Raw genomic sequence first — 18,705 nt, forward strand, 5'->3', positions numbered from 1 at the left:
TGCGCAAAAAGCAGTTTGACCAATCAATTAACTACTATATTTAGCCAATCTCAATAACTGGTTTTCGCTCATAACCGCCTTAGAACATTTGCATTGCGACATTTATCTTGGCCGCTAACACCGCTCTATTAATATGAGGTACAACAATAAACCGCTATCCATACAGTAATAAACCAAAAAAGATAAAGTATAGAATTTTAGTTGGGAATCTCTGTTTAATTAGTTTAAGCCTAAAAACAAAATTCTGTCCCCTATGAAAAGAACCCAAATAAGGAACGGAAGCACCATCTCTGCAACCTCCGCCATATATGGCTCCTTATTCCAGATGTGTGACAAACCATTCCAAAACCGAATGAGAAAGAACAAAAAGATCCTCTTTGATCAAACTACTCAATAATTGTACTAAATAATGCAATTAGTCATAAATCTGTAACTTTGATCCGCGATAATCTCTATCCGATAAATGAATAGACTCAAGAAGATTAAGTAAGATGAGTACACCCTTAGTGCAACTAACATTTGCACTGCAATCATTTGATGATTCTATGTCTGCGGCGATGAGCCACGCTATGGAATATGAAAAGCTATCGCTAAAAGCCAATGCTGCGCATAACATTACGCTGCAGTGTGTGTTGCCTGATGGCGCAAATGAGAGCGATGTTATTTCACTAAGTGCAACGCAGCCCAGTGCGCGTGGGGCGCAGTATTTTACTGAAAAAACGCTGAGCAATGCAGACCTTGAATCTGGTACTGTAAATCTTACTTTAAGTAACATTACACAAAGCCAGTGTTTTGTAGTGCAAATGATGCTGCACGGAAAAAACACGACCTTAAAAGAAAGCCAGCAACTCGATGTGTACATTAAAGCATTTGAGCAAGGCTATATTCCTGAGCAAATAAAAACTGAACATACCAAGTCACAGGGCGTTCGTAGCTACTTTGCAAGTATGGGCTCTACGTTTTTATCGCTGTTTTAATGCAAACTGCACTTAAATTACGCGACACTACTTATAAGTTGTTAGGGCGTGTTGAACTTTGGTGGGTGAATTTACAGCAGTATGTTTGGTTTTTAGGCAAGGCAGAGCCTATGTAGTGTGGTTACTCCCCATAAATAGGCGATAATGCAGCATAAATACCAAACATGCACTGCCCTTTGGGTTCTTTCTAGGGACGATTAACTCTTTGTTGCCTACATGGATGTAGGTAAGGGGCGTGAGCAGGACGCGGAAGCTTTGCTCGGTTTTTACTTATTCTTACATGGATGTAAGCCAGTAGGGTAACGCAGGAGCAGTTACCGAGCCCACTAGGTTACAAACCTCGCGCCGCGATTTAATCGCCTCTAGATTGAACAAATTTCAATCCACAAAGACCAACACGCCCTAGTCTGCAAAACTTACTTTACCCATAGTAACTCCCGCAATACCTTGTGCGGTGTTACTTAGGTGTTGCTGCTCTCCGGCTAGGCATTCGTTAGCTAAAATAGCAAATAACACAGCCTCTTTTGCATCAGGGTTAATACCTAAATCGTCGGTATTTTTAAAAGCCTTAATACGTGGGCAAAGCGTTGTAAGTTGCGCCATTAGTAATGGGTTATGAATACCCCCACCACTTGCATACACCACACAATTTTGTGCGCGCTCTGCACACTCGTTTAATGCATTTGCTATAGCGGTTGCTGTAAAGGTATTTAAGGTGGCCATTACATCTTCATGGCTTAAGTGCTGTGTATTTGTAAGCTGCTGTGCGGTGTTTAAATACGCTAAGTTAAATACCTCAGGCCCTGTGGTTTTAGGCATTGGGAGTTTAAAAAATGCGTTATTACACAATGCATTTAATAATGGTGTATTTACCTTGCCTGCTTTAGCTATTTTTGCGCCATCGTCATAATGCATATCTTTAAAATGTTGCTGTACGTAGGCATCCATAATGGTATTACCGGGGCCAATGTCGGAGCTAAACACACGGTTTGCATCACCATTTTTGGGTAAAAACGTTAAGTTAGCTATGCCGCCCATATTTAGCAAAATCCGACTCTCCACAGCGCTCGAAAAATACAAATAATCGCCATACACAGCAAGCGGTGCGCCCTCGCCTCCTGCGGCTATGTGTTTTTGCCTAAAATCACCAATGGTAGTAATACCCGTAGTAACGGCTATTTGGTCGCTATCGCCAATTTGTAAGGTGCCATTAGTAAAGCTTTTGTGATTATGCTGCGACTGCGGGCAGTGGTAAATGGTTTGCCCGTGACTTGCTATTACATCAATACTTGCCGGGTCTATTTGCCAAGTATGTAAGCACTGGTTAACCATATCGCCGTGGAGTTTACCTACCCACGGGTGCAGTAAAGTTACAAGCTCTAAATCGCACTCTCGTTTGGCAAATACCTGCTTTATTTTAGTTTTATAACCGTCGTTGTAGTCAACGGTGGTAAAATTTAAAACCTCAATGTGAGTATTTAAGCCCGCGCCCGTTATTTTACACAGTGCAACATCAAGCCCATCCAACGAGGTGCCGCTCATTAAACCAATAATTAAACGGCTTGGTTTTAGGGCGCTGTTATAAAGCGCTTTAATGTGAGGGTGCATAATGGCATCTAAAATAGGTGTAATATTTTGCTTATATTAGAGGACTTTAAAACAAAGTAATAGCCGTAAAGCGTTTAATTTAGGTTCTGATTGTTTAACTCTTAAATGATTGTTAAGTTAGTGTGCATACTAAAAATTTATGAAAAAATATGATCACCCTCAGAGATTTTAAAGCCCAAGACGCGCCTTTTATTATTAACACCTTAAATGATGAACAGGTAACGCGTTATTTATCGTCAAAAATTCCGTTTCCGTATACGCAAGCCGATGCAAACTGGTGGATAAGCCAAGGCTCAAAAAACGGCATTATTAAGGCCATTGTTGTAAATGGGCAATTTGCGGGCTGTATTGGTATAACTCCCGGCGAATTTGAATACAAACGCAGTGGCGAAATTGGTTATTGGCTTAATAAAGCCTATTGGGGGCAAGGTATTATTACTCGCGCTATTGAACTTATATGCAATGAAGCGTTTGCAAGCTCACACTTAAACAGAATTTTTGGTGCCGTGTTTGCTGGTAATACCGGCTCTATGAAAGCACTTACTAAGAGCGGCTTTGAGCAAGAGGCTGTGCTTAAACAGGCCATTTATAAAAACGGGGTACTTTACAACAATCATATATTTAGTAAGCTCAAAGCAGACTAATTACTCTAATTAAATCTGCGCAAAGGTTGAATTATCAACCACCCGCCCAAAACTCCTTTATTAAGGTACGCATTGTACATATTCATACTGCTTAGCCGCGCATTATTGTTTAGCTGAACACGATTTTTAAAACGTAAACATTCGGTAAGTAGTTTATTTATATTAATAGGAGATCTTATATGTCTACGACTAGTCGCCAACTTACTCTTGAATCACGCCCTAATGGCGCTCCAAAAGATGAAAACTTTAAATTAAAAACGGTAGAGCTTCCTGCATTAAAAGACGGCGAAGTTTTACTACGTACTATTTACCTATCGCTAGACCCGTACATGCGTGGTCGTATGAGCGATGCTAAGTCGTATGCTGACCCTGTTAATATTGGCGATGTAATGGTTGGCGCAACAGTGTGCCAAGTAGAAGAGTCTAAAAACGATAAGTTTAACGAAGGCGAATGGGTACTTGCCTACACAGGTTGGCAAGACTACGCCATTACCGACGGCGAAGGCTTAATGCAGTTAGGTAAAGAGCCTGCAAACCCTTCATACGCATTAGGTATTATGGGTATGCCTGGCTTTACTGCTTACATGGGTTTACTTGATATTGGCCAGCCTAAAGAAGGCGAAACCGTAGTTGTTGCAGCAGCAACAGGCCCTGTAGGCGCAACGGTTGGTCAAATAGCTAAAATTAAAGGCTGTAAAGTAGTCGGTGTTGCTGGTGGTAGCGAAAAATGTGCACACGCCGTTGAAAACCTAGGGTTTGATGCCTGTATTGATCACAAAGCTGATGACTTTGCAGAGCAGTTAGAAAAAGCCTGTGATAAAGGCATTGATGTTTACTACGAAAATGTGGGCGGTAAAGTATTCGACGCCGTACTACCACTATTAAATACCGCAGCGCGCGTACCATTGTGTGGTTTAGTATCGCAATATAACGCAACTAGCTTGCCAGAAGGCCCAGACCGTTTAGGTATGCTAATGGGTCAATTGCTTACTAAGCGTATTAAAATGCAAGGCTTTATCATTTTTGATGATTACGGCGACCGTTACGACGAGTTTGCACAAGACATGCAAAAATGGCTACAAGACGGAAAAATTCAATACCGTGAGCACATGGTAGAAGGCATCGAAAATACAGTAGACGCGTTCAACGATATGATATGCGGTAAAAACTTTGGTAAAACTGTGGTTAAAATTAATAACCCACTTTAATTTTATACGGCTTGTAAGGCAAAGCCCTTACAAGCCAAAAAAGGACTGACATGATTAAACTACACCATTTAAATAAATCCCGTTCTAAACGTATAATTTGGCTTTTAGAAGAACTAGATGTTGACTACGAAATTGTGGCTTATCAGCGTAATAAAGACACATTTCTAGCACCTGACGAACTAAAGCATATTCATCAACTTGGTAAGTCACCGGTAATTGAAGACGGCGGTTTAATTATTGCTGAATCAGGCGCTATTACAGACTACCTTATTACTAAATACGGCAATGGTAAATTTGCTCCAAAAGTAGATACCGCTGAATATGTTGACTACCAACAGTGGCTGCACTTTGCAGAAAGCTCAGCAATTTTACCGCTTTTACTTAAAATGTTTGTACTAAAAGACGGCGCTAAAACACAGTTTTTAGAAGGCTATGCCGACGCTGAAACAGCTAAAGTAATTAGCTACTTTAACGACCGCCTAGAAGGTAAACGTTATTTAGTGGGCGATACCCTAACGGGCGCTGACTTTATGATGTCGTTTATTGTTGAAATAGTTAAAAACTCAGGTCAATTAGCGCACTTTAAAAACCTCGTTAAATACGACGAGCAATTACAAAGCCATGAGAAGTTTCATACAGCTAATGAGCTAGAAGCAAAGTACGACTAAACCTTTATATAATATTTTTATATAACACTAAGGAGCATTTTGCTCCTTTTTTAATACCTGTAAAATATGCCCCGCCAAAGTTACGCTTGTAAACTAAATTAACAATCATCTACCTTATTGCTAATAAAACTTTAATTAATAAGGCATAATGCTGCTATTGTTTAAGTATTTTCACTAATAATACAAGCTGCTCTTGCGCGTATTGACTCACCCTTGGGATCAACCATGACCATAAACATGCGTTTAACAATCGGCTTTGGCGTAATTTTATCAATGATGATTATTTTAACCATTATTGGAATTTCGCGCGTTAGCCTTATTAATAATAACATTACCCACATGACCGACGTAAATTCGGTAAAGCAACGTTACGCAATTAACTTCAGAGGCAGCGTACACGACAGAGCAATAGCCGTGCGCGACGTAGTGCTAATTACCGAGCAAAGCAATTTAAGTACCGTGTTAAATAACATACAAGAGCTAAACGCATTTTACCAAACGTCAAGCCGCGCTATGGCTAAGCTAATGGGTGATATGAATAGTGAAGAGCGCGCTTTAATTAATAAAATAAATCAAATAGAGCAGCGCACTCAGCCTTTCATTCAAGGTATAATAAACGCTAAAAATGCAGGAAACCTAAACGAAGCTAAACGCATTTTATTAACCGATGCGCGCCCTGCGTTTACCCAGTGGCTAAATGTTATAAACCAATTTATAAACCTGCAAGAGCAAGCAAATCAAACCACTACTATTAATACTCTCGATATTGCCAGTTCATTTGAAATTTGGATGATTTCGCTCACCGCGCTTGCAATTTTAATAGGTGCAAGCGTTGCGTATGTTATTAGCCAACTGATCAGAAAGTCAGTAGGTGGCGAACCACAAGAAGCCGCCGAAGTAATTGCCCTTATTGCCCAAGGAGACTTAAGAGGTGATGTACAGTCGTGTTGCCCAAATAGCATGATGGCTTCTGTAGGGGTGATGCAATCTAAACTAAAAACCATTGTAGATAGCATTATTAACTCATCTGAAGAGCTTTCTACGCACTCTGCAAGCGTAGCGTCTGGCTCGCAGCAAGCACTTAGTGCCGCTGACGCACAAGTAACCTATACAAACTCGGCAGTAAGCAGCCTAGAAGAAATGAGCCGCAGTATTAATGCAGTTGCAGGCTCTGTTAAACAAACAGAAGATAACTCAAAAATAACTGCGCAATTATCGCAGCAAGGTAGTATTGCAGTGCAAAAAGTAGCGGCCGAAATTGAGCAAATTTCTGTAACCGTAAAAGCCACAGTTACCCAAGTAAACGTGCTGCAAGAACATGTAAAACACATTGGCGATATTTTAAGTGTGATTCGCAGTATTTCTGATCAAACAAACTTGCTTGCACTAAATGCGGCAATAGAAGCTGCAAGAGCAGGCGAAACTGGCCGAGGTTTTGCTGTTGTAGCTGACGAGGTAAGGCAACTTGCCCAGCGTACTGGTGATGCAACAGGCGACATTGAAAAGATGATTTTGCAAGTGCAAGAAAACACGCAAGCGTCGGTAACAGCTATGGAAACCACAGTACCGCAAGTAGAAAATGGCCTAACGCTTACCCACGAAGCAAACGAGTTACTGCATCAAATACAGCAACAAGCTAACGACTCATTAAGTAACGTGCTTGAAATTGTTGAATCAACATCAAACCAAGTAGCCACCGTGGCGCAAATTAGTACCGGCGTGGAAGAAATTGCCAGTATGTCTAAAGAAACCAGCATGTCGCTTAACAGTAACGCACAAGAAGCCGTTGCATTAGCTGACCTTTCAAACACGCTTAAAAAGTATATTAGCTACTTTAAAGTTTAATTTTTATAGTAAACAATAAACAAAGGGGCTTTTAAGCCCCTTTGTTGTTTATGTACTTTAATAATAGCGGACTATATACCCGCTAAATCGCGCTCGGTAATGCACTCGTCTGAGGCCATTTCAAACTCGCGGCAAACTAATGGGCGGTTTTCGTAAATAGAGCACATAAGCGTATTGCGGTCGAGTGCTTGGCACCAACCGTCGTCAGCGCGTTTCATTACTTCGCTGCCCCATTTATCGTATTCAATGTAGTTAAAAGGCACGCCGGTGTCGGTTACTATGCGCACTTCTAATTGGCAACAACAGGCTTGGCAGTTAGCACACGTAACAGGCTCTGGGGTAGTAGAAATATTTTCAACAGGAATAACAATATGAGGCATAGTGGCTTACTTTTTTGAATAAGCCACTAGGATACAGTAACTAATTTAACGCGCTAGTAGTTTTGCTTTTATATCGCTGTAACGCATTTGCTCGCACAGTGCAAAACCACTCAATTGGCGCACTCTATTACGCGCAAATAATGGCACACTCATCCCCGCTAAAAAGCGGCATTGGGTTTCAATACCCACATTATGATTATCTTTGTCTGCCATATGCGCTGAAAACTCATCCACCTTTTGATAAATAAGTTGCTCGTCAATATATGCAGGCTCTATAGAGTATTCAAGCTTAACCGCATGACCTCTACACACACTACAATGCCCACATTGCTGTGGTGCATTTTGATCGTCAAAATAGCGCGCTAAGTTATAGCTTAAGCAACTTTGTAGCTCAAAAAAGCGTACCAGTGCAGCAATACGTTTAATTTCGGCTTGTTCTTTATCACTAAAGTAGTCGTGTAGTTGCTGGGCAAGTTCTGGGTTATTTATAACCTCGCTATGCACTTTGTATACTTGGGTAATACGTTTGGTTTCGAGCGTTATTAGGTTTTTTTCGGCTAGGTAATCAAGGGCTGCCACTACGCGTTTTCGATCAACCTGCGCGGCTTGCGTAAGGGAGTCAAAATTTAGCGTGCCCCATATTTTTTTAAAATCGGTATGGCTAAATATTTGTGTTAAAAATGCTTGGCGTTGCTCGTCAAACTGGCTTAGTAGTTCGTTTTTATCGACCAAAAATTTATATTTAAAATCAGCGTAGTAGGCATATTGCGGCGTTATAGCGCCTTGCATTTCAAGCTGTACAAGTAAGGTTTTAAGTGCCAGTTGTCTAATATTACTTTCGCTTGAAAGACTGTATTCTTGCATTTCCCATTGCTGGTGGCTTTGGCGAATATCGTTAATTACGTATTCAATACCGCTAAGCTCAGGGGTGTCGCCATATACAAAGTTTTCAACCGTATTTAGCCCATCTAAATTGGCAAGGGTGTAGCAGTTTGATGGATTGCCATCGCGCCCTGCTCGGCCAATTTCTTGGCTATAGTTTTCAATCGATTTTGGTAAATCGTAATGTATAACAAAACGAATATCTGACTTATCAACGCCCATACCAAAGGCAATGGTAGCCACCACTACGTTAATTTTACCCGCCATAAAGTCATCTTGAATTTGCCAGCGTAGCGTATCCTCAAGCCCCGCATGATACGCCACCGCGTGCACACCTTGTGCACTTAGCACATTAGCAACTTGCTCGGCGCTTTGCTGTAGCGTTACATACACAATACCAGGGCCATTTTGCGCGCGCACAATGTTGGTAAGCTCGGTGTTTTTATCGGCGGTCTTAACGCTCAACACACTTAAATCTAAATTGGCGCGATAAAAGCCCGTTTGCACAATGCACTCAGGCGATATAGCAAATCGCTCTGCCATATCGCGTTTAACTTTTTTAGTCGCCGTTGCCGTAAGCAGCAATACTAAAGGAATATTAAGCTCTTCGCGGTAACGCGGTAGTTTAAGGTAGTCGGGTCTAAAGTTATGGCCCCATTCAGATATACAGTGCGCTTCGTCTACCACTAACATCGAAAGCTTAACTTGGCTTATAAACTCTCTAAAACGCTCGTTTTTAAAACGCTCAACCGACACCATTAATACTTTAATTTTACCATTTCGCACATCATTCATTACGGTGCTGCTTTGCATTTGATCTTGGCTCGAATCAAGGCTAGCCGCGTAAATACCTTTGCTATTTAAAAAGCTAATTTGATCTTTCATCAATGCAAGCAAAGGCGAAACCACTAACGTTAAATTTGGTAAATGCAACGCAGTTAATTGATAGCACAACGATTTACCCGAACCGGTCGGAAATATAGCCAACGACGATTGACCATTTAAAAGCTGCTCTATAGTTTGTTGTTGCCCTGTTCTAAATTGGCTAAAACCAAAGTGCTGCTCAAGTGATTGAATTAATGGCGTGGTCATAAATGTCCTTTTGATGGCTAAACAATAGTCATGCTTATAAAAATGCGGTGTAAATAAAATATTTGCAACTCGGTGTGTATGAAATATTTGCAACTCAGTATACAACAAATAACATTATTTATTGCTGACATCACCTTTATTTAAGCGCAAACTAAAGCACTATAAAATGAGTAGTAACTGCTTGTTGCCAAAATAATTTATTGATACCCAAGTCATCTTAAAAAACGAATAAAAATACAGATCACTTGGGTATATTATTTTTGAGGGCAACGTTATGAATATTACTACACCTAAAATCGTCGTTATTGGCGGTGGTGCTGGCGGATTAGAACTCGCAACGCAATTAGGTCATAAATTAGGAAAGAAAAAACAAGCTGAAATTCTACTAATAGACAAAAACCGTACCCACATATGGAAGCCGTTACTGCACGAAGTAGCGACAGGCTCTATTGACCCCGATTTAGATGGCGTTGTGTATTCAGCCCATGCTGCAAAACACCACTATAACTTTCAACTTGGTACTTTTTGCAATATAGATCAAAGCAATAAAACAGTTACCCTTGCACCACTTTTAGACGAGCTAGGCCACACAATTTTACCCGAGCGCACCGTGCGCTACGACCACCTCGTAATTGCCATAGGCAGCGTAAGTAACGACTTTAATACCCCAGGTATAAAAGATCACTGCTACTTTTTAGATTCAAACCAACAAGCAGAGCGCTTTCAGCATTCATTACTCGACAGCTTTACACGCCTTCACCAAGACGACAACCAACAGCAATCACTTAATATTGCCATTGTAGGCGGCGGTGCTACCGGTGTTGAGCTCTCAGCTGAGCTTTATCATGTGTCTGAACTATTAAAGCTTTATGGCTTAACAAATATGTCGTCTAAGCGTTTGCATATTCACTTAATAGAAGCCGGACCACGTATTTTACCAGCATTACCAGAGCGTATTGCCGTAAGTGCTAAACGCGAGCTATTAAAGCTTGGCGTAAACGTGCGCGAGCAAACACAAGTAAAAGAAGGCACCGCACAAGGCTTTATCACCAAAGACGAAGAACACATTGATGCCGATATTATGGTGTGGGCAGCAGGCGTAAAAGCACCTGATTTTATTAAAGACTTAGGTATTTTTGAGCTGACGCGCAGCAACCAAATTCAAGTAAACGAGTTTTTACAAAGCACCGTTGACGAAAGCATTTTTGTATTAGGCGATTGCTGCGCATTTACCCAAGCCGATGGCAAGCAAGTACCACCTCGAGCACAATCGGCGCATCAAATGGCGCAGTGCGTCGAAAAAAATCTAATCGCAACGCTAAAGCAGCAACCACTACGCGGCTTTAAATACAGCGACCATGGCTCACTTGTTAACTTATCAAGCTACAGCACTGTAGGTAACTTAATGGGCAATCTAACCAGCAATACCTTTTTTATTGAAGGTAAAATTGCCCGCTTTATGTATATATCTTTATACCGTATGCACCAACGCGCCATACATGGCAGCGCAAAAACCTTTGCATTATGGATAAGCGAAAAAGTGCTGCGTGTAGTGCGTCCTAAAATGAAATTGCACTAATAAATTAAGTACGCTCAGCAAACCACTAAAAAGCTTCGAGAGTTAATAAGTATTATCTCTTAAGGCTTTTTGCACTTTGCGTACCTAAAGTAGTACGATGTGAGAATATTTTAATAACATCAAAGGATTGGCGGTTATGAAAAAGCGACTTCTCGGACTTATAATTATAGCGGCTTTGGCAGTATATCTATTTAAAACCCAGCCTAACACAGCCGCTGTAGAGCAGACCAACGTGGCTGCACCAAATGCCACTGAGCCTAATTTAGTTAATAAAAAGCAGCCTGCAGAAGGCACCCCGCTTCGAATAGTCACAGATCTAAAAAAAGATATTCGCCTTTGTAGAGATCAATCACAGCAACAACATATAAAAATAAATAATTTAAACCAATCGCTTGTTTCATTTTTTGTGAGTGAGCTTAAAAAAGGGACGTCGGTCCCTACGATTTTAAAGTATGCAAACCTATCAGAAATCAATAAGCGTCAATACATTGCCTTTTTAAGAGATGCCATAGTTACTGAGCAAAAACAGCAGCTTAATATTACTAGCTCGTTAAACGAATTAGCTAATTGGCAAGGCATTGAGGCAATTAAAGGCTTTACCAATTATAAAGTAAAAGAAATGATTCAACAGCTTGGAGGTAATAAGCATAGCCCTCCAGGACTTACTCTGAGTGTACCCCTTGATGAAAATGTACAAAAAGAAACCCTTTATGCTTTATTAAACAACACAGATACATTTACCACTTACTCTAAAACGTTTATTAAACTTGAAGGCAGTGAGGTTATTTCCCCGGCTACATTGTTTGTGCTTAATGCAAATAAATTGACGCCAAAAGAGTTTGAGCAGGCAATTTCATCTAATCAATTTACAGTAAATGAAGTAGCTACTGCGATTAAAAACAACATTCCTAATGAGTATATTTTTGCGCTTATGAAGCAGGTGCCGGCACTGGATGCTATGCCGCTGTACGAAGAAAATTCTGTTTTATATAACATGGCTGATATTGCCGTAAGCCAGTTTAATTTACCGCTTGTAAAAGCACTGCAGCAACTAGGCGTAACACCAACCAATCAGCCAGGCTTATTTACGGGTTTAGACGTAGCAATAGTAAGCCTGCCTAAAAGTGGTAACTTAACGCTAGCCCCTTTAGATGCAAAGCATACTCAAATGTTGGACTACCTCACAGAGCAGGGCTATAAAGCTCATAGCGGCAATGCTAATGACGACCTAAATGGCAAAGGCGTTTCTTTTGTAAGTGACTTTATTTACCAGCAAGGCGCCTATATTAATGGGCAGGAAAACCCTGAGCAATATGCTTACTTTAGCCCTATTGGTAAAATAGACAACGCCACATTGCCACAAGTGAGTGAGCCCGATGATTCTGAAATATCTCAATTTTTACAAGAAATACAACTTAAAAAAGAAGAACTAAATTCATACTCAAGCAATTGTAGTCAACTACCAAAGAAGCTATTTGCAGCCCAAAAGCTCATACAAGATAGAGACGCTTACGCAAAAGTTCGCGAAATTGAAAAAGAATATGGCAGCAACTTTGAAGACGTATTACAAGATATAGACCCTGTTTTAGTTAATTATTGGTGGAACACCCTTGCCGGTCGTACCTCTTCAGATAGAAGCGATAATGTATTTCGTGAGTATTTAGCTAAAAAAGAATTTAAAAAAGCACTTGAATACAGCCAAACAACTCCACTAAACCAAACAGAAACAAACGTGCTATTTATTAGGTTACTTGAAAATCCATATGACTTAGTTCCTATTTGGAATAGCCGAACACTACCCGTCCCTCCAAAGGATTTGGTTAGACTAAGCTGGTTTCCACTAAAAAAATGGCAAGAACTTGCACAACTTGGTTTTGATTTTTCGATTACCGATATACGTGGACGCGACGTTTATATACAAGCTGCATCATCTTCTGTCGAAGTAGTCCAATTTCTAATTGATAATAAAATACCGACTGTTCCCAGTAAACTTGGCGTAGATATACTCGACTTAGCGCTAGAACAAAGCTACACCCAAGGTGAGTTGAGCCCAATGGTCCCTTTAGCGTTGCAGCTTGTAGAGAAATTTGAACCAAACCACTTTTCTCGCGTTGCCCGATTAAAAACATTTTATCCTGAAGTTTATCAGCAGTTAGTACAACTTAACCCTGCACTAAAACCCGCTGAGGGCACAGAGCTAAATCACTATATTTTTAATAATCACTGATCTACATAACAGGCGAGCCATTACTTGATGAATATTGTCTTTAATTTTTAACATTGTCTGTGTAGAGTATTTAAAACAACTAAGGAAATTGGGTTATGACGGGTAAAACGCTAATTTTTAATTTTGACGGCACAGGAAACGAGCCCCGTGATGCAGAGCAATTTAGCTCAGAGCATTTTATAGAAGACTCTAATATTACCAACATTCTAAAATTGCATTTACTGCTTGGCGGTAAATTAGAAGACTCCCCCATTACTCCTTTTGCTAACCAACTCAGTTTTTATTATCAAGGTATTGGCACTAAAGGCAGCCGCCTTAAACGCATTTTAAACCAAACCCTTGCACCTCGTGGTGACGACGTATCCAGTATTTTAAATCAAGCATTAAGCGACTTTAAAGCTCACTACCTAATAGGCGATACCATACTGCTAACGGGTTTTAGCCGAGGCGGTGCACTTGCTAGGCGTTTTGCCAAAATCCTTGAGCCTTTAATTGCTGATAATGTTTACGTATGTGTGTTTGATACTGTCGCCTCTATTGGCTTATCAAAAGTAAGTAAAGCCACACGCGGCGCAGAGCACGTTATTTTTGAAAACCACACCATTGCCAACAACATTACTCACGCGCTGCACTGCGTAGCCCTTGATGAAAAACGCCGCGCGTTTGAACCCACACTCATGAACCATCAAAGCAATATTACCGAGCTATGGTTTGCAGGAGCGCATTCAGACATTGGCGGCGGTTACTACCGCGATGGCCTAGCCGATATTTGCTTGCGCTACGCACTTGAGTGGTTAATAGAGCAACCGCTTAATATTTCGTTACTCACTAGCCACGATATAGATTATGAAACCCTACTTCCCGATAGCAACTTAGTAGCACAAGATGACGTAACCGTAACGCCCGATCCGCTCGCATTAAGTCACCAACAAAATTACTTTTGGTTTAACCCATTTTTTAAATTAGTAGATAGGCAGTGCTATGTATTAATTGATGACGAAGCCAGCAACCTTGAGCCTTTAGTGCACTACAGCGTAGCCGAACGCATTAATAAGCTAACCAGTTACCGCCCAGAATCGCTTAAAAAACTGCATTACAAAATTAGCTATAACGACAACACCACACTTAGCTTTATTGGTTTAAGCCAACATATAGAACTGGCTAATCAAAACATGAATGTGCTGAGCATTAACCAAAGCCAAGATGTAATGGTATTTGCCTCAGAGCAATATAACGCAACCGGCCTTATGCTAGAGCAAGGCGCTACGTACCGCTTTACCCCATACCCAAATCAATACTGGTTTGACGATGGCATAAAGTGCACGCCATTAGGCTGGAACCGCGATAACGTACAACTTGGCGTAAAAGAAATCCCCATGGCTGTGCTTGAACCATTTAGACGATTTCCTCGTGCACAATGGTTTTCACTTATTGGTGCTATAAATAAAAACGACGACCACCTTTTTGAAATAGCCAACGGCGCCGATATTAAAATGGATAAATCTGGCGAGTTTTGCCCATTTGCAAACGACTTAAGCCGCTTTTACGGCGCTAATGCAGGTAAAATAAAAGTGAAAGTAACGCGGTTGGAGTAATAGGTACCCGAAGCTTTTAAATTGTAGGTGCGATTTTACATCGCACTTAGCTCTTTAGTAACGGCTCATAACTCCCAATCAACGCTACAAAGCCCGCCTAAACTCCTGTAGGCGCAAAGCTTGCTCGCGCGAAAAGCGAAGCTTTTAAATTAAATAAAACAAATATCAGTTTTAATGTTCACTATAAAACTGATAGGTTATTATTACTGTTTTTATCAATGGTTACTTTTTCGTGGCAAATGAAGTTATACAAAAAATAATTGAGTATTTACATCAAAACACCGACATTGATGTAGTTTGGCTATATGGCTCCCACGTAAAAGGGACAGCTCAGCCTCATAGTGACATTGATTTAGCCATAGCATTTAAAAACTTTGATCTGGAATCGTTCGATAAGCGCCTTAGGCCAAAAGAGCTTGAGCTTGAAATAAGTAATGCACTTAATCTTAACGAACAACTTATTTCGATTGTTGATATAAATATTATTCCAAGTTATTTAGCTTTCAACGTTATTGAATATGGAAAAATAATTATAAGCAATAATAGTGTTAGAGCGATGAAAGAGCAGCAGCGTATATATAGCCAGTTCGAATTTGAAACCATAGCGAGTAAACATGACTGATACCGGAATTACACTTTATTTAAGTGAAGTAACACGCCATATTGACGAATATATGCAAGAACTCGACGAACTCAGTCAAATCGATTCACTTAATAGTAGAGACTACCGAGCTGCAGAGCGATTACTACAGTTAATGACCGCGGTGTGTATTGGTTTATCAAAGCATTGGCTAAAGCAGCACAAAAGTAGTACCAGTAGCAACGCCTATCAAACATTTAGCGAACTTACTAATTTAGGCTTTTTGAGCGAGGCAGAACTACTGTCATGGCGTAAAATTATAGGCTTACGAAATGCTCTTGTTCACGATTACTTAAATATTGACCAAAGTATCGTTAAAACAATCATTAAAAAGCAACACTACACAACTATGCACGCATTTAGTATTAAAGCGATTACAGAGCTAAACAAAGATTCATAGATAAAACCTCACCTACAATAATTAAACCACTGCACTGAACAAAACCGTAGGTGCGATTTTACATCGCGCTTTGGCTTTATAAAAACACCATGCGAGGTATAAAACCTCACCTACAATAATTCAAACGCCTATTCGCCTCACACAATGAGGCGAATAACATGTGTAATTACCTCATTAGGCAATTTTGTAACGTGTACTACGCCCACCTGCGGCGGTTTTTGTTAAAAATCCAAGCGTTTGCAAGTCCGATAAATGGCGTGTTGCGGTTGCACGGCTAACCTTAGCTACCTTTTGATACTGACTCGCGCTAATACCCTGTTCAAATTGGCCATCAAGTAACTTATTAAGCACTTTTACTTGCTGCTCACCTAGCTTTGTTTGATCTTTACTTGCCCAGTAATTGGTTTTAAAAATTGTTTGCTCAATATTATTAAGCGTATGGTGTATCGCATTATTAAGCGTACATAAAAACCACTTAACCCATTGGGTAATACAAAGATCTCCACGTTGAGTGGCTTCAAGCACCTCGTAGTAGCTTTTTCTGTCTTCTAAAATAGCCACCGACATAGCGTAAAACCGAATTGACTCAGCATGTTCTTGCGCTAATGCCAGGTCGGTTATAAGGCGTGTAATACGCCCATTACCATCCTCAAGTGGATGTATTGTTACAAACCATAAGTGTGCGATAGCTGCCCGAATAAAAGGATCTATTTGAGGTTCGTTTTGCGTTTTGTTAAACCAACTAAAAAATAGCGAAAGCTCTTTATTTACTCGCTCTTTAGGAGGCGCCGTAAAATGTAATACCGGTTTATCTAAGCGCCCCGATACCACTTGCATTGGCTCGTCACCACGCAATTGCCCGCCCTCAATTTTAGTAAATAAGCTTTGCTCACCTGCAAACAATAAGCGATGCCAATTAAGCACTCGCTCTAAATTAAGCGGTGAGTCTGTGTTATTTATTGCATCAAGCATAATCTCTGCAAGATTATCGCTTTGCACTGTTGTTGGGTAAGGTTGCTCATTAATATTGAGCTTTTTAGCAAGAGAAGAGCGAACCGAAAATGCATTAAGCTTTTCACCCTCAATCGCACTGGAGTAAATAATATTTGCAAGTAAGGTATCAAGGGCTTGCTGCTTTTGTTGAGCACTTTGCACGCCCATACGCCCTACTAATAAACCTTGATTATATGAAAGATCCCTTAGTAAAGGAGCAAGCACTGCAGCATCCCACGTAAAGTTTGGCCAGTTTTGCTGTTGCCATATCCACATAGTCATTAGTCCTAAAGGTAATTAGCTTCAGTCTATGTTATTTATTTGCCTCATGCAATGAGGCGAATAGCAGGATTAATTGCCTCATTACTTTTAAGCGTTGAACAGAACAATAATTCATTTTTCAATGGTAAAAACAATCCATTTATAAGCGAGGTATAAAACCTCACCTACATCATTGCAAACACCGCTCTCAACAAAACCGTAGGTGCGATTTTATATCGCGCTTTGGCTTTTAAATAAGGCCAAGCTGAACACCTGTAGGCGCCCAGCTTGCTTGCGCGAAAAGCGTAGCTTTTAAATTGTAAGCCGGAATTTATCTCGCGCTTTTAATTTTAATTTGCAAATATCGCGTTGATGCTGGCAACCAAAATATGAATTACTTACTCAAAATACGTGTATTTATTTTCTGAAATTTAAATAAATGCATCCATATTTGGTAGTTGTATTATTTGCTCACTCAGCTTATTTGCAGCCTTATTAATTATTCTTATGCACAAATCAATGTGTGCTAATTCAGCAGTAGACAAGTTATTTTTAACAGCAGAAACTTTAGCCGTATCAATTGCGGCTAATACAGAGTCAACGGTTTGACTCATAAGTAGTTGCATCCGTGGTAGTGAAATAGCAAATTCATCAGCAAAATCAGCTAACATATAAGCTGTAATCTCATTAGTAAAATTGCCTGCACTTTGCGAATTATGCTCACCCACTGACATAGCATAACACCTTGATATTTTGGGCTGTAGATAGCCCATATCACGGTCAATGCTTCCCTGCTCAATAATAGCCTCTATATTTACCAAGTCGTAAAACGGCGTAAGCTCTAAACCATTTTTACCAACAAAAAAACTAATGTTTTTGCCATGAGCATCGTAATTACGTACTAAAATATTAAATGTCATCCAACGAATAAGCTGAGCCTCATACGCTTGTACATTCGTTGTTTTAACATTAAAGAGTTTTGCAAAAGAAACGCCATCTCGAATATAAATACCATCCCCATCATCACCATGCTGACGCTCATATTTATAAGAAGGAGGTAAATTAGTGGCTTGGCAACCATCAATAATATGACGACGTAATACACGGCTTTGATCTTGTGTAACGCGCCTATCAAAGCGATCTATTACAAATACTCTTATATCTGCGTAAGTGCGCAACTCAACATGGGGAACATTGAGCCCCGACTCTTTTGCCAAAAGCATGGTAAAAAGTTCATTTACTGCAATGAAAGGCGCGGTACCTGTTTCAAATTTAAAAATTTTATTAGAACATAGCTCCCCTTCACCAAATCCTAATTTACTATCGATTTCGAGTAGGTTTAGTTTGTCTTGAACGCCAGCAACAGAGAGCCGAGTTCGGCCATCCCAATGAGTAATTGGTTCTCCAACTTGTACAAAGCGTTTAAGTTTTTGGCTTAGCTCGTCACTAGGGTCTGCTGTTCTTTCAAGGTTAAATTTGCAGCAGCCTGTTTGGTATTTAGGCAAGGCAGAGCCTATGCAGTGTGGTTATTCCCCATAAATGGGCGATAACGTAGCATTAATGCCAAACAGGCGCTGCCCGAAGGGCTGACGAATCCCCAAAACGTGACAGGCACAGCAATTTATGATCTTATGTAAATCACCACAACCCACATAAGTCACAACTGCTATGCCTGAGACATCAGTTTGCCATAAGTACTTTAAACA

Annotated in this window: 15 protein-coding genes and 1 pseudogene; 10 read left to right on the forward strand and 6 right to left on the reverse strand. The window is 40.3% G+C overall.

From position 1 onward, the window contains the following. Positions 1-491 precede the first annotated feature (491 nt). Positions 492-977 (forward strand): hypothetical protein, encoded by a 486-nt coding sequence (locus tag H5088_RS19145; RefSeq protein WP_010554987.1) that lies wholly within the window; start codon positions 492-494, stop codon positions 975-977. Between the two features lie 402 nt (positions 978-1,379). On the opposite strand, the gene H5088_RS19150 is transcribed toward H5088_RS19145, so the two are convergent. Beyond that, positions 1,380-2,585: an anhydro-N-acetylmuramic acid kinase gene (locus tag H5088_RS19150; protein WP_182754203.1), complete on the reverse strand. Its 1,206-nt coding sequence runs from the start codon at positions 2,583-2,585 to the stop codon at positions 1,380-1,382. 149 nt (positions 2,586-2,734) lie between these two features. Between H5088_RS19150 and H5088_RS19155 the strand changes: the two genes are divergently transcribed. The 4 genes from H5088_RS19155 to H5088_RS19170 all read left to right on the forward strand — a co-directional run bounded on the left by H5088_RS19155 (position 2,735) and on the right by H5088_RS19170 (position 6,950). Beyond that, a complete protein-coding gene (locus tag H5088_RS19155) occupies positions 2,735-3,229 on the forward strand; it encodes a GNAT family N-acetyltransferase (protein ID WP_182754206.1) in 495 nt (164 codons plus the stop codon). A 179-nt stretch (positions 3,230-3,408) separates the two neighbouring features. After that, entirely contained in the window at positions 3,409-4,437 is a 1,029-nt protein-coding gene (locus tag H5088_RS19160; RefSeq protein WP_024597792.1) for an NADP-dependent oxidoreductase, read from the forward strand. Between the two features lie 50 nt (positions 4,438-4,487). Then, the gene (locus tag H5088_RS19165; protein ID WP_024597791.1) at positions 4,488-5,105 is read left to right on the forward strand and encodes a glutathione S-transferase family protein; all 618 of its coding nucleotides are present in this window, start codon (positions 4,488-4,490) and stop codon (positions 5,103-5,105) included. A 225-nt stretch (positions 5,106-5,330) separates the two neighbouring features. Beyond that, complete coding sequence (locus H5088_RS19170; RefSeq protein ID WP_182754208.1) at positions 5,331-6,950, forward strand: methyl-accepting chemotaxis protein; 1,620 nt, start codon at positions 5,331-5,333, stop codon at positions 6,948-6,950. 71 nt (positions 6,951-7,021) lie between these two features. Here the strand turns inward: H5088_RS19170 and H5088_RS19175 are convergent, their stop codons facing one another. Further along, a complete protein-coding gene (locus H5088_RS19175; RefSeq protein WP_002962790.1) occupies positions 7,022-7,330 on the reverse strand; it encodes a YkgJ family cysteine cluster protein in 309 nt (102 codons plus the stop codon). A 45-nt stretch (positions 7,331-7,375) separates the two neighbouring features. Next, positions 7,376-9,304, reverse strand: coding sequence for an ATP-dependent DNA helicase RecQ (locus tag H5088_RS19180; RefSeq protein WP_182754211.1), 1,929 nt, complete (start codon positions 9,302-9,304; stop codon positions 7,376-7,378). 274 nt (positions 9,305-9,578) lie between these two features. Between H5088_RS19180 and H5088_RS19185 the strand changes: the two genes are divergently transcribed. The 5 genes from H5088_RS19185 to H5088_RS19205 all read left to right on the forward strand — a co-directional run bounded on the left by H5088_RS19185 (position 9,579) and on the right by H5088_RS19205 (position 15,745). Next, positions 9,579-10,883 (forward strand): NAD(P)/FAD-dependent oxidoreductase, encoded by a 1,305-nt coding sequence (locus H5088_RS19185; RefSeq protein ID WP_002962796.1) that lies wholly within the window; start codon positions 9,579-9,581, stop codon positions 10,881-10,883. Between the two features lie 136 nt (positions 10,884-11,019). Beyond that, complete coding sequence (locus tag H5088_RS19190) at positions 11,020-13,110, forward strand: cupric reductase (RefSeq protein WP_182754214.1); 2,091 nt, start codon at positions 11,020-11,022, stop codon at positions 13,108-13,110. A gap of 95 nt (positions 13,111-13,205) precedes the next feature. Further along, a complete protein-coding gene (locus tag H5088_RS19195) occupies positions 13,206-14,705 on the forward strand; it encodes a DUF2235 domain-containing protein (RefSeq protein ID WP_182754217.1) in 1,500 nt (499 codons plus the stop codon). Between the two features lie 232 nt (positions 14,706-14,937). After that, positions 14,938-15,327 carry a type VII toxin-antitoxin system MntA family adenylyltransferase antitoxin gene (locus H5088_RS19200; RefSeq protein ID WP_182754220.1) on the forward strand — a complete coding sequence of 130 codons (390 nt, stop codon included), beginning with the start codon at positions 14,938-14,940 and terminating at the stop codon, positions 15,325-15,327. Further along, a complete protein-coding gene (locus H5088_RS19205) occupies positions 15,320-15,745 on the forward strand; it encodes a type VII toxin-antitoxin system HepT family RNase toxin (RefSeq protein ID WP_182754223.1) in 426 nt (141 codons plus the stop codon). Before H5088_RS19200 ends, H5088_RS19205 begins: the two co-directional genes overlap by 8 nt. Before the next feature lie 174 nt (positions 15,746-15,919). Here H5088_RS19205 and H5088_RS19210 read toward each other — a convergent pair whose 3' ends face one another. The 3 genes and pseudogenes from H5088_RS19210 to H5088_RS20210 form a co-directional block, all read right to left on the reverse strand. Beyond that, the gene (locus tag H5088_RS19210; protein ID WP_182754226.1) at positions 15,920-17,014 is read right to left on the reverse strand and encodes a Fic family protein; all 1,095 of its coding nucleotides are present in this window, start codon (positions 17,012-17,014) and stop codon (positions 15,920-15,922) included. A 416-nt stretch (positions 17,015-17,430) separates the two neighbouring features. Further along, complete coding sequence (locus tag H5088_RS19215; protein WP_259398146.1) at positions 17,431-18,504, reverse strand: HipA domain-containing protein; 1,074 nt, start codon at positions 18,502-18,504, stop codon at positions 17,431-17,433. A gap of 21 nt (positions 18,505-18,525) precedes the next feature. Beyond that, positions 18,526-18,705 (reverse strand): annotated as a pseudogene (locus tag H5088_RS20210) (hypothetical protein); the annotation flags it as partial.

It is taken from the genome of Pseudoalteromonas sp. SR43-3, assembly GCF_014163875.1.
In the GTDB taxonomy this organism is placed as follows: Bacteria; Pseudomonadota; Gammaproteobacteria; order Enterobacterales; family Alteromonadaceae; genus Pseudoalteromonas; species Pseudoalteromonas distincta.